Source organism: Sphingobacterium faecium, assembly GCF_003054045.1.
GTDB lineage: Bacteria > Bacteroidota > Bacteroidia > Sphingobacteriales > Sphingobacteriaceae > Sphingobacterium > Sphingobacterium faecium.
The window spans coordinates 1-12638 of record NZ_QBKH01000001.1; the positions used below are offsets into that span (position 1 = coordinate 1).

At 37.4% G+C, this 12638-nt stretch carries 9 protein-coding genes and 1 rRNA gene; 7 read left to right on the forward strand and 3 right to left on the reverse strand.

Annotated elements, in window-relative coordinates; genetic code table 11:
• From rrf to C8N37_RS00035, 7 genes are all read left to right on the forward strand, one after another.
• Nucleotides 1–87, forward strand: a 5S ribosomal RNA gene (rrf, locus tag C8N37_RS00005); the annotation flags it as partial.
• A gap of 841 nt (nucleotides 88–928) precedes the next feature.
• Nucleotides 929–3067, forward strand: a complete 2139-nt coding sequence (gene ccoN / locus C8N37_RS00010) for a cytochrome-c oxidase, cbb3-type subunit I (RefSeq protein ID WP_108156983.1) — start codon at nucleotides 929–931, stop codon at nucleotides 3065–3067.
• An 11-nt stretch (nucleotides 3068–3078) separates the two neighbouring features.
• Nucleotides 3079–3270 (forward strand): hypothetical protein, encoded by a 192-nt coding sequence (locus tag C8N37_RS00015; RefSeq protein WP_045753281.1) that lies wholly within the window; start codon nucleotides 3079–3081, stop codon nucleotides 3268–3270.
• A 2-nt stretch (nucleotides 3271–3272) separates the two neighbouring features.
• The gene (locus C8N37_RS00020) at nucleotides 3273–4142 is read left to right on the forward strand and encodes a cbb3-type cytochrome c oxidase N-terminal domain-containing protein (protein ID WP_108156984.1); all 870 of its coding nucleotides are present in this window, start codon (nucleotides 3273–3275) and stop codon (nucleotides 4140–4142) included.
• Between the two features lie 9 nt (nucleotides 4143–4151).
• Nucleotides 4152–5534 carry a cytochrome c oxidase accessory protein CcoG gene (gene ccoG, locus C8N37_RS00025; protein WP_108156985.1) on the forward strand — a complete coding sequence of 461 codons (1383 nt, stop codon included), beginning with the start codon at nucleotides 4152–4154 and terminating at the stop codon, nucleotides 5532–5534.
• 34 nt (nucleotides 5535–5568) lie between these two features.
• Entirely contained in the window at nucleotides 5569–5991 is a 423-nt protein-coding gene (locus tag C8N37_RS00030; RefSeq protein WP_108156986.1) for a FixH family protein, read from the forward strand.
• Nucleotide 5992: 1 nt separating this feature from the next.
• Entirely contained in the window at nucleotides 5993–6691 is a 699-nt protein-coding gene (locus C8N37_RS00035) for a sulfite exporter TauE/SafE family protein (protein ID WP_108156987.1), read from the forward strand.
• Here the strand turns inward: C8N37_RS00035 and C8N37_RS00040 are convergent.
• The 3 genes from C8N37_RS00040 to C8N37_RS00050 are packed head-to-tail and all read right to left on the reverse strand — an operon-like array spanning nucleotide 6684 to nucleotide 12501.
• Nucleotides 6684–8138 carry an efflux transporter outer membrane subunit gene (locus C8N37_RS00040; protein WP_108156988.1) on the reverse strand — a complete coding sequence of 485 codons (1455 nt, stop codon included), beginning with the start codon at nucleotides 8136–8138 and terminating at the stop codon, nucleotides 6684–6686. The genes C8N37_RS00035 and C8N37_RS00040 overlap by 8 nt on opposite strands.
• Before the next feature lie 10 nt (nucleotides 8139–8148).
• Complete coding sequence (locus C8N37_RS00045; RefSeq protein ID WP_108156989.1) at nucleotides 8149–11304, reverse strand: efflux RND transporter permease subunit; 3156 nt, start codon at nucleotides 11302–11304, stop codon at nucleotides 8149–8151.
• A 36-nt stretch (nucleotides 11305–11340) separates the two neighbouring features.
• Complete coding sequence (locus C8N37_RS00050) at nucleotides 11341–12501, reverse strand: efflux RND transporter periplasmic adaptor subunit (protein WP_108156990.1); 1161 nt, start codon at nucleotides 12499–12501, stop codon at nucleotides 11341–11343.
• Nucleotides 12502–12638: the final 137 nt, after the last annotated feature.

Sequence of the window (12638 nt, forward strand, 5' to 3'; positions counted from 1 at the left end):
ACCTCTTCCCATTCCGAACAGAGCAGTCAAGCCCGCCAGAGCCGATGGTATTGCCGTAACAGGTGGGAGAGTAGGTCGGTGCCTTTTTTTATACAGAAGCCCTTGCTAAACAGCAGGGGCTTTTTTGTGCGCTAAACTTTTTTTTCTGTACTGCCTTTCTGCTGCACATACCCCATCTCACTGGTTTCGCAATGATGCCATGCACCGCAATATCCTTTTCCTAAGATCTCCATGATTCTGTATGTGGTTATCCTTTCTTAACGCACTGTTTGTATTGATCTTTACGTTTACTCCTCTTCTGCGCTTTGTGCTATGGTTTCTTTTCAGCTTTATTATTTTTTGTTTGTGGTTTGTTGCTTTAATTAAAATAGAAAGCAAAGTCTGACCTTGGTAGGAAGTTTACTTCTTGTTTTATGGAAGATTCCTATTGTTATTCATGCTGTGTATACAATGATATGGAAGGAGTTGCCTGAATGAACTCATATCAACAAGCTTAGATGTAACTTAGAGTACACTATAATATGATATTACCTTATCCATGTTGTCAATTATCACCTCAATAACTTTCTATTTTTATGGGGATATCTAGCTTTCCTGCTCTGGTCTGATCATTGTTATTATTGAAGTATTTCCTAGAGCATAGCTTACTCCTTATCATCTGTAATTACCTGAATAATTTCAGTTGTATCGCGAGAAGTATCTTTAGCTTAAGTTATGTTTCAATCCCTTATATGCTCTATATTAAGCTATAAAATCAACCAATTCTACCACGATTTATCCCAATTATTATTTCAATATTTAAAGACTGCTCAATTCGTTACATGCGTGTGCAAAAAGTGTGACGAATGTTATTATTTTTGGTTATCGTCATCATTCTAATGTCATAAAACAAGCTCTACTTTTGATTAAGAAATCAATATTATAAGTAATGCAGTTAGAGCAGTTTAATTATGACAACAAGATTGTCAGAAATTTCGGTATCGCTACCATTATTTGGGGGATAGTTGGTATGTCCATTGGACTACTTGTAGCTACTCAACTGGTATGGCCTGCGATGAATTTTGGAATTCAATTTTCCACTTTTGGTCGAATCCGACCTGTTCACACCAATGCGATTATCTTCGCATTTGTCGGTAATGCAATTTTTATGGGCGTTTATTATTCGTTGCAGCGTGTGTTAAGAGCGCGTATGTTTAGTGATGTGCTCAGTAAAATTCATTTCTGGGGTTGGCAGTTGGTCATTGTAGCGTCGGCTATTACATTGCCTTTGGGATTGACGACAAGTCATGAATATGCAGAGATGGAATGGCCTATTGATCTTGGTATCACTATTATTTGGGTGGTATTTGGTATCAATATGTTTGGTACAATTATAAAACGTAGAGAGCGACATATGTATGTAGCGGTCTGGTTTTATATTGCCACATTCGTTACTGTTGCTGTATTACATATTGTCAACTCTGTTCAGTTACCTATATCGGGTTGGAAAAGTTATTATGTGTATTCGGGTGTTCAAGATGCATTAGTACAATGGTGGTACGGACATAATGCGGTTGCATTTTTCTTGACTACTCCTTTCTTAGGTATGATGTATTACTTCTTACCTAAAATGGCAAATCGTCCTGTCTACTCGTATAAATTGAGTATTCTTCACTTCTGGTCATTGATCTTCATTTATATTTGGGCTGGTCCACATCATTTACTGTACACTGCTCTTCCGGGCTGGGTTCAATCTTTAGGTGTAGCATTTTCCATTATGTTGATTGCTCCGAGCTGGGGAGGTATGATCAATGGTTTATTGACACTTCGTGGGGCATGGGACAAAGTACGTACAGAGCCTGTTTTAAAATTTATGGTGGTTGCTCTGACTTGTTATGGTATGGCTACTTTCGAAGGGCCAATGCTATCGCTGAAACAAGTAAATGCCATTGCCCATTTTACGGATTGGATAGTAGCTCACGTGCATGTTGGTGCTTTGGGATGGAACGGATTTATGACTTTTGCAATTTTGTACTGGTTGATCCCGCGTATATATAGAACTGAATTGTATTCTAAAAAAATGGCATCTGCTCACTTTTGGATTGGTACACTTGGGATTTTATTTTATGCTATTCCGATGTATTGGGCTGCAGTAGTTCAAGGATTGATGTGGAAAGAGTTTACACCTGAAGGGGTGTTGAAGTATCCGAATTTCCTTGCAACAACATTAGAAATCATTCCGATGCATATGATGCGTGCAGTTGGTGGTGCTTTATATCTCAGTGGTGCTATTTTAATGACGTACAATTTGGTAAAAACCATGCGTCAAGGTAAGCTATTGGCTGATGAGCCAGCTCAAGCCCCTGCTTTATTACCGGTAACTACCAATGAACAGTCTACGCATAGACGTTTGGAACGTAAGCCTGTGATGTTTATGGTGTTGGCATTGATCGCTATTTTGATCGGTGGTATCGTAGAGATGATTCCTACATTTACAATTTCTTCTAATATACCCACTATTGCTAGTGTAAAACCTTACACGGCATTGGAACTTCAAGGAAGAGATTTATATATCCGTGAAGGTTGTGTCAATTGTCATACGCAATCGATCCGTCCGTTCCGATCAGAGACTGCACGATATGGTGAATATAGTAAAGCGGGTGAATATGTCTATGATCATCCATTTTTATGGGGATCAAAACGTACTGGTCCAGATTTACATCGAATCGGTGGTAAATATCCAAATAAGTGGCACTTCGATCACCTGTTAGATCCAACGATCACTTCTCCTGGTAGTATTATGCCTACGTATCCTTGGTTGATCGATCAAGAATTAGATAATTCTTTACTGACAGCTAAATTGGAAGCAATGAGAAAATTAGGGGTTCCTTATACAGATCAAGAGATTGCTCAAGCACAATCAAATTTAGATAAACAAGCTCAGAAGATTGCTGCTGATTTGAAAAAGAATCAAGTAAATGTATTGCCAAATCGTGAGATAATAGCCATGATTGCATATTTACAACGATTGGGTACAGATATTAAAGCTGAGCCTAAAGTTGCTGATAAAGTTGATGAACTCAATTAAAATTAAGGATTATGTTCAAACAGATAACAAATTTAAATGGTAGCGAACTGTATCTGATCGCTTCATTATGGATATTTCTAGTATTCTTCATTATTGTCGGAATTATGTTGTTCAGGATGAATAAAGAGCATATTTCATATATGAAGGAACTTCCGTTCCAAGAGGATGATATTAATAAAAGTGAGTCATCAGATAGTTTATAAATATGAGTTTATTTTTAAATACTACAGTTTTAAATGCAGCAGCATGGGGCATTGGCTCAGGCAATATGTATCAAGATATTTTAGTTGTTGTACTTATTGTTGTCATGTTTGCTTTACTAGCTACAGCATTGATCGTGAATAAGGCCATGCGTTCTATTCTGCGTATCACAATGCCGGAAGTTTTAAAGGAAGAACAAGTAACTAAAGTCAAAAGAAAAGAGTCGCGAAAAGCTTCTTGGAATAAATTATTGGGTTTACGTCCAATTTCTGAAGAGAAAGACTTGATTATCGACCATGAGTATGATGGAATTAGCGAATTGGACAATCCAGTTCCCATTTGGTTCAATGCTTTGTTTTATTCGACCATGACTTTTGCAGTGGTTTATATTCTAATCTACCATGTATTTGGTTGGGGAATGAACCAACATCAAGAATACGTGCAAGAGATGGAAAAGGCTGAGATAGCAAAACAGGAATATTTAGCACAGGCAGCTAATTTAATTGATGAATCCAGTGTGCTCTTTGATGAGACTAAGGTGGCGGCCGGTAGTGCTGTTTTTCAGGCGAATTGTGTGGCTTGTCATGGTGGTGCTGGAGAGGGTGGTATAGGACCAAATTTAACGGATAAATTTTGGCTACATGGTGGTGAAATTAAAGATATTTTTAAAACGGTTAAATATGGTGTCCCTGATAAAGGTATGGTGCCTTGGGAGCAAACACTGACTCCAGGACAGATTGCAGAGGTGAGTAGTTATATTGTTTCCCTCCGTGATACAAAACCTGCAAATCCAAAGGAACCTCAAGGAACTGAGGTAGCATACCAAGCTGCAGACGCAAAAGCTGCAGCAACAGATTCGACAAAAGTTCAATAAAATAGTATTATGAAAGCAGTAGCGACAAATTTTCCTGAGACCCCGAATAATAAGACAAAACGTGCCTGGATATATGCAAAGAAGCCTTCGGGACAATTATATGCGATCAGGCAATGGGTCGGGTATGGGTTGCTACTGTTTTTATTTGCAGCTCCGTTTATAAAAATAGGAGGTGAGCCATTCTTGATGTTCAACATCTTGGAACGTAAGTTTAGTATTCTGGGGAGTATATTTTATCCTCAGGATTTACACATTTTTGTTTTTGGGATGTTGATCGTGATGGTTTGTGTTGTTCTTTTTACTGTTGTTTTTGGTCGTATCTGGTGTGGTTGGACTTGTCCTCAAACGATTTTTATGGAGCTTATATTTCGTAAAATCGAATATTGGATTGAAGGGGATTGGCAACAACAAAAAAAATTGAATGAAGGTCCTAATACTGATGAGAAGAAATTTAAAAAGATATTAAAGCATAGTATATTTTTATTGATTTCATTTTTAATATCTAATATTTTTTTATCCTATATCATTGGTGTTGATGCTCTTTATAAAATTGTTACAGACCCGCTCGATCAGCATTTGGGAGGCTTATTTGCCATTACCATTTTTACCTTTGTTTTTTATGCGGTATTCGCCCACATTCGAGAAATTGTTTGTACCACGATCTGTCCATATGGAAGATTACAGGGGGTATTGCTCGATGATCAAAGTATAACGGTTGCCTACGATCATCGTCGTGGTGAACCTCGAGGTAAACAAAAAAAAGATGCGCAGCAAGTAAAAGGGGATTGCATTGATTGTCAAATTTGTGTACATGTATGTCCCACTGGAATTGATATTCGAAATGGTTTGCAGATGGAGTGTGTGAGCTGTACGGCTTGTGTGGATGCCTGTGATGCCGTAATGGAAAAAATTGGTAAGCCTAAAAAACTGATCGGTTTTTATACCATGGGTGAAATTCAAGGGACTGTCACCAAAAGAAGTAATACAAGAGCTATCGCATACTCGGTCGTATTAATTGCCTTAATTTCTGTTTTTATTTCACTCATCTTAATGCGCTCAGATGTAGGTGCTACTTTATTAAGAGCTAAGGGGAGCTCTTATCAATTACGGGATGATCAGACTATCAGCAACCTCTACTCACTAGAATTAGTGAATAAGAGTGCATCAGAAATGCCTTTTAGACTAGTTCCTGAGGATAAAAAATTAAAAATTCAGGTTGTTAATCCTATAAATTCTTTAGCTAAAGGTGGAACAGCTTCTTTAAGCTTTTTCCTGATCATTGATAACGCAAATGTTAAAAGATATAAAGAGGATGTGAAAATAGCGGTATACTCTGGAGATCGAAAAGTAGAGACACTTAAAACAACATTTATTGCTCCTCCTGGTATGTAAATTTATAGAAATTTTAAAATTAGAAAAATAGCAGATGAATTGGGGTAGTAAGATATTTTTAAGTTTAGGTGCATTTATGTTATGTATCGTAAGTGCTGGGATCTATATGGTAAGCCACGATACGGATACGTTAGAAGATACGGATTATTACGAGCAGGGTTTAAACTATGATCAAGTTTATAATAAAAAAGAAAATGTGGTCACGCATCAGGCTAAACCTATCGTAAAAATCAGTCAGGATACCTTGTACATTGAATTTGTCCATGCAGCAAATAAAGGAAACTTAATCTTTAAGCGACCTTCTGATAGCAGTATTGATTTACAATTACCCTTTGAGACCAATTCGACCTTATTTCAATTGCCGATTTCGAGTTTGAAAAAGGGGACTTGGAATTTAGAAATTATCTGGAAGAGTGGTGGATTGGATTTTTTAACAGATCAACAATTGCATTTATAGGATGAGCTATTTGTATTTTGCGTTTTTTATGGGTCTATTTGGAAGTATTCATTGTGCAGTTATGTGCGGACCTTTACTTCTTGCAGTACAAGGAAATCAAGAATTGACCTGGACAATTGCATTAAATAAGGTATTGTATCAAGTTGGGCGGATACTGACCTATGGTATTTTTGGTGTAGCACTCGGTCTGGTTGGTCAATTAGCCTCTATCCAAGGGTGGCAAGTGGGACTCAGTCTTTTTACAGGAATCATATTGCTCCTTATAGGATTGATTCAATTATTCAAAATTAAAAATCAGGGTTTTACAAAATTACAAATGCGTTTTGTTCAGCCAGTAGCCAAATTAATGGGACGCTGGTTATATAGACCTGGGGGGAGTTTTTTTGCTGGGGTTTTAAATGGAATCTTACCCTGTGGTATGCTTTACATGGCAGCCGCGGCAGCCATGAATACATCGTCTAGCCTGACAAGTTTCTACTTCATGATCATGTTTGGTTTAGGGACACTTCCTTTATTATTGGTCTTTTCTTTTTTAGGTAATTTTATTCGAACATATTTTAAGATGAATTTTTCCAAATGGTTACCTTTTATCTATATTTTGATGGGAATCTGGTTTCTGCTACGTGGAGCAAATTTAGATATTCCATATTTAAGTCCATTGCTCCATATGGATGGAGCAATAAACTGTCATATTATTTAGATACTGCCCAACCGCCACCTAAAGATTTATATAATTCGACAAAAGAATCCAATTGAGACTGCTTGATCGATACTAAATTCAATTCTGATGTCAATGCATTGGATTGTGCTGTTATGACCTCCAGATAAGTTGCATATCCAGATTTAAATAGTAAGTTGGCATTTTTCACGGCCAAGTGTGAATTAGCAACTCGGGCTTCGGCTAATACCAATTGTTCTTTTAATTTGGTGAGTGAGGTGAAACTATTGGATACTTCATTTACGGAGCGTAGAACAGTTTTTTGTAAATTGATTTCGGCTTTCTCACGCTCTAATTTTGAGACTTCGTATGCTGTTTTTAATTTTCTATTTTTGAAAATTGGCATCGTTACATTCCCTAGAGCCGAACCCAGTAAAGATCCGGGGATATTAAACCAGTTTTCAGGTAACATCGCATTTAGACCCAGTGTTCCACCAAGCGTGAATGAAGGATATCGCAGCGCTTGATTCATATTCATTTGCGCATTTGCCGCTATCAAGTCTAATTCTGCTTCTCTAATATCTGGTCTATTACGGATCAAGTCTAAGGGTGATCCTAAAGAAATTTTAGATTCATCAATTAAATGCTGTAGACTTTTTCCACGATCAATTTTATCAGGCATTTTTCCTGTTAGCTCCAATAATGAATTTTCTTGAATTTCTATCTCTTGCTCCAACTGTGGCACTAATGAAGCTGCAAGCAGTCGTTGAGATTGGGTTTGCTGAATCGCTAATGAGGTAATCTCGCCTGCATCAAACTGCAATTGGATCATCCTTAATGTACTGTCGTTAAGCTGTACATTTCGAAGTGCTACTTCGATTTGCGCATCCAACGTCAACAGGTTAAAATAACCTTTGGCGATGTTGGCAATCAAGCTGGTTTGTATTGCTTTTTTTGCTTCAGTAGAGCCCAAAAAATTGGCTAAAGCTTCTTCTTTTTGAGCGGATATTTTACCCCAAATATCGATTTCCCAACTGAGGTTCAACGTAGTTAAGTATTGGGATTGTGTTTTGAAAAGATTATTTTTCGCTTCTTTTCCATCATAAATTTTAGAGGCAGGTCCTGCATAGTAATTCTTGGATCTCCACTCTTGTCCGACACCTGCAAGTGTTGCATCCAGTTGTGGGAGATAACCGGCTTTTGATTGCGATAATTGACGATTGGCGATTTGAATATTTAAAATTGCGCTACGCATGTCATAGTTATTGGCCAATCCGGCATCAATAAGCTGAATTAGACTCGAATCTGTGAAGAAATCGCGCCAATTGACTTGAGCAAGTGCTTCCATACTATCCTGATAGGTGGAATCCGAACGATATTGATCTGGAAGTTGATAATTGGGAGCAGTATAGCGCTGTCCAATTTTACATGATGATAATAGGAGCAATATAGCTGTAAATAAGAAGATATGACGATTGATATGTTGCATGTATAACAGACTAATTGGATTTAAAATTATTTTTTAAGCGTTCATCTAAGGTTTTGAAGATGATATAGAGTACTGGGATAATGAAAATCCCGAGTAAAACACCAAACAGCATTCCTCCTGCAGCACCGAAACTGATCGAGTGGTTTCCTTTTGCGGATGGTCCAGAAGACCACATGAGTGGTATTAAGCCAGCGACAAATGCAAAGGAGGTCATTAAGATGGGACGTAAACGCAATTTCGCTCCTGCTACAGCGGAATCATAGATACTTAGTCCTTTGTTTCTTTCTTGAACGGCAAACTCGATGATTAGAATGGCATTTTTGGCAAGTAGACCAATTAACATTATAACCCCCACTTGCACATAGATATTGTTTTCTAAACCCACGAGTAAAATGGTGGCATAAACGCCCACAAGACCTACTGGAATGGATAATAATACTGCCCAAGGTAAAATATAACTTTCATATTGTGCTGACAGTAGGAAGTAGACAAAAACGATACTCATAATGAAGATCAATATGGTTTGTGAACCCGATTCTGACTCTTCTAAACTCATACCGGTCCATTCATAGCTATAATTTCCAGGGAGCTTGTCTAGGGCGAGTTTTTCAATTGCTTTCATAGCATCTCCAGTACTGTAACCTTCATTGGGATTAGCATTAATGGTAATGGCATTATATAAATTGTAACGGGTGATGGTTTCTGGACCTACGACCTTTTTTAAGGTGAGTAAGGTGCTGATAGGAACCATTTCATTGTTTTTATTTCTGACAAAAATGGATTTAAAGGATTCGGGATCTGTCCGGTAATCGTAATCTGCCTGTATGTAAACCCGATATTGTCGACCAAAGCGACTAAAATCTCCTGCTTGTACGCGTCCGTAATATGCACGTATGGTAGACATGAGCGATTTGATGTCGACTCCTAATGACTTGGCTTTAACAGCATCAATATCCACTTCGTATTGTGGGAAATTTGCTTTAAAGGAAGTATAGGCACTTTTAACTTCGGGTAACTGATTGATTTCATTGATGAAAGTATCGGCGATACTACTAAAATCTAAAATTTCTCCACCTAATTTATCTTCTAAAACCAATTGAATACCTGCGAAATCTCCGAAACCTTGAACAGTAGGTCGTGGAAATACGTTAAATGTCGCTTCATTGATTACCGAAAGATCCTGACGGATCGTGTCCATAAAGGCTTCAATATCTTTGATTTTTTCTCGTTTATCATAGCTTTTTAGATTAATATATCCTACTGCATATGCGGGACTTGTACTTCCATCTAAAGCATTGTAACCTGATATGGTTGTCATCCCTGCAATATCTGGATTACGCTTTTGTAGAATGCTATCGGCTTGTTTTAAAACTTCTGTTGTTCTTGCTAATGACGCACCTGGTTGCATCGCCAGAGAATAAGTGACGAAGCTATCATCCTCAGTAGGAATAAAACTTTTAGGTGCTAATAATAATAGGGTAAATCCGATCGCTGAAATACCGATTAAACCTGTAATGGCGATCTTCTTATTTCGGATTAAATATTTAACACCAACAATATAGCGTGAAGTTAAGTTATCAAATGAGGTGTTAAAGGCTGTAAAGAAACGCTTTTTATAAGCGGTAAATTTATTTTTTTCGGGCTGTGTTGATGAATCCTCGTGTTCAGGTGCTTTTAAAATCAAGGCACATAATGCTGGACTTAATGTCAAAGCGGTTAGCGCTGAAATTAAAATGGCTGTTGCTAACGTATAAGCAAATTGTCTATAAAATATACCGGCCGGTCCTTCCATAAAACCGACAGGAATAAACACAGCTGCCATCACTAAGGTAATCGATACAATAGCTCCAGAAATCTCTGACATGGTGGAAAGAGTTGCTTCTCGGGCTTTCATACCAGTCTCATGCATTTTTAGGTGAATCGCTTCGACCACAACAATGGCATCATCAACAACAATACCGATCGAGAGTACCAAGGCAAACATGGTCAACACGTTGAGCGAGAAGCCAAATAGATTGAGAAAGAAAAAGGTACCGATAAGTGAAACAGGAATGGCGATTGCAGGAATGATCGTTGATCTAAAATCTTGTAGAAAGATAAAGACGATAATAAAGACTAATATAAAGGCTTCAAATAGGGTGTGTTTTACTTGAGATATGGATGAATCAATCTGATCTCTAACTGAATAGGAAACTTCATATTTAATACCTTCTGGAAATGTTTTGGATAGATCTTCCAATACTTTACGAACTTCAATATCAATATCATGGGCATTTGAACCAGATGTTTGTGTAATATTTAAGGTCAATCCTGGTTTCCCATTTACTTTATTGTCGGAACCTAAATTGGAAGAACCAAATTCAATACGCGCCAAATCGCGTAAATATAATACAGAACCATCTTCATTTGTTTTGATGACAATATTTTCAAATTCTTCGGGTTGACTGAAGCGCCCTTTATGTTTGATTACGGTTTCAAATACTTCATCTGAAGTCTCTCCAAATTTTCCGGGTGCTATTTCAAAATTTTGGTCTTTGATTGCTGTAATTACATCGTCTGGTACGAGATTGAATAAAGCTAGTTTTTCAGGGTTCAACCACATGCGCATGGAGTAATCACGTGCTCCGACGCGTGAAACTTGGGCGATACCGTCTACACGAAGTAAAGGTCGGATAATATTGATTTGTGAATAAGCTTGTAAGAACGTTTCATCAAACATACTCTCTTTGGAATCTGCAAAAAGATTAATGGTCATGATGACTCCAGATTGTCGAGGCATCACGGTGATACCAGCTTCATTGACTTCTGATGGAATAGAACCTATCGCTTTTGATATTCTGGTCTGAACATTAACAGAGGCAATATCTGGATTAATACCGGTTTTGAAAAAAACCTGTACCGAGCCAGATCCAGAATTACTGGCTGTAGATCGGATGTAGGTCATATCTTCTACACCATTAATAGCTTCTTCTATAGGTAAGAGAACAGACTTGGCTACTGTCTCGGCATTAGCACCAGGATAACTTAATGAAACGACTACGGAAGGAGGAGCAATTTCTGGAAACCGAGATACGGGTAGCATTTTTAATCCCACGGCTCCCAAGACTACTAAGAGCATGGAGACCACGGTAGCCAATACGGGTTTATTAACAAATGTTTTTAACATTTATAGATCGTTTTATTATAAATTAGGAAAAGTTGATTACTTGGTTTTGTTGATTGGAATAATGGTAGCACCTTCCGATATTTTGTCAAACCCTGATAGTAAAATCCGATCTCCGACAGCTAAGCCTTCTGAGATAATATAGTTTGAATTGGATTTTCCCTCAATTTTGACGGATCTGCGATGAACAATATTTTTGTTATCAACGACATATACAAAGGTTTTATCTTGTAATTCTGATGTGGATACTTGTGGTATTTGAATAACACCTTTTTGTGTTTCTACAAACTTGAGAGTACCGGTACTTCCTGTGCGTAAAATATTGTCCGTATTTGGAAATGTTGCCCGTAAAGAAATTGCACCCGTGGTTCTATTTACTTGTCCATTGACAGCATCTACCTTACCTTTTCGACCATAGGCTTCACCATCTGCTAGCAATAGAGACACTTCTGGGAAAGCTAGTTTTCTAATTTTTCCGCTTGCGGTATAAATCGAATCTTTTAAATCTTGTTTGGCTTGTTTTTTAGTGAAATACAAGAAATCGGATTCACTCATAGAAAAATACACATAGACTTCTTGGACATCAGAAAGAACAGTTAAAGATTGGGAATCATTTTTAGTTACTAAATTTCCGACACGTTTGGGTATACGTCCAATATAACCTGAAACCGGTGCTTTGATAGTCGTAAATTGTTTGTCGATATCTGCAGAGCGCACAGCAGCTGATGCTTGTTGTAGAGATGCTTTAGCAACATCAAATTCTGATTGGGCAGATTTTAAACGTACTTCGGAAATTACCTCGTTCTCAACCAAAGGTCTAAGCCGTTCCATTTCTAATCGTGCGTTTTGTAATTTTGCTTTAGCTACATTTTCTGTAGCGACCATATTATTTAAAATCTCATCGTAAGCAGAGGCATTTATTTTAAATAATTTTTGCCCAACTTCAACAAAATCACCTTCATCGACGTAGATTTCTTCTAAAATTCCTTCTACCTGAGGACGGATTTCCACATTTACCTTTCCTTCGATAGTGCCAATATAATCTTTTACGGTATTCGCAGAACTTGTATCAATTGAGTATATTGGCAGGGCAATAGCGTTGTTTTTTTTATCTAATTCTTTAGTACTACCAGAGTTACAACTAAAAAAGAGTATTCCGGAGGAGGATAGGGCTAGGATAAACAGTGTAAATTTATTCATAAATATGATATAGCGTTCTATAGCGGTTAATTGTTAATTAACTTTTGACTTTTAAATTATTAGGGTGTCTAACATAAACATTGCCAATATGGCCTTGCTTTTTTGATTTAACATTTGTTAACAAATTGGATTAAATG

Coding starts and splice junctions, on each gene's coding strand:
- ccoN (WP_108156983.1), top strand. CDS start 929: ATGCAGTTAGAGCAGTTTAATTATGACAACAAGATTGTCAGAAATTTC.
- C8N37_RS00050 (WP_108156990.1), bottom strand. CDS start 12,501: ATGAATAAATTTACACTGTTTATCCTAGCCCTATCCTCCTCCGGAATA.
- C8N37_RS00015 (WP_045753281.1), top strand. CDS start 3,079: ATGTTCAAACAGATAACAAATTTAAATGGTAGCGAACTGTATCTGATC.
- C8N37_RS00030 (WP_108156986.1), top strand. CDS start 5,569: ATGAATTGGGGTAGTAAGATATTTTTAAGTTTAGGTGCATTTATGTTA.
- C8N37_RS00035 (WP_108156987.1), top strand. CDS start 5,993: ATGAGCTATTTGTATTTTGCGTTTTTTATGGGTCTATTTGGAAGTATT.
- C8N37_RS00020 (WP_108156984.1), top strand. CDS start 3,273: ATGAGTTTATTTTTAAATACTACAGTTTTAAATGCAGCAGCATGGGGC.
- C8N37_RS00045 (WP_108156989.1), bottom strand. CDS start 11,304: ATGTTAAAAACATTTGTTAATAAACCCGTATTGGCTACCGTGGTCTCC.
- ccoG (WP_108156985.1), top strand. CDS start 4,152: ATGAAAGCAGTAGCGACAAATTTTCCTGAGACCCCGAATAATAAGACA.
- C8N37_RS00040 (WP_108156988.1), bottom strand. CDS start 8,138: ATGCAACATATCAATCGTCATATCTTCTTATTTACAGCTATATTGCTC.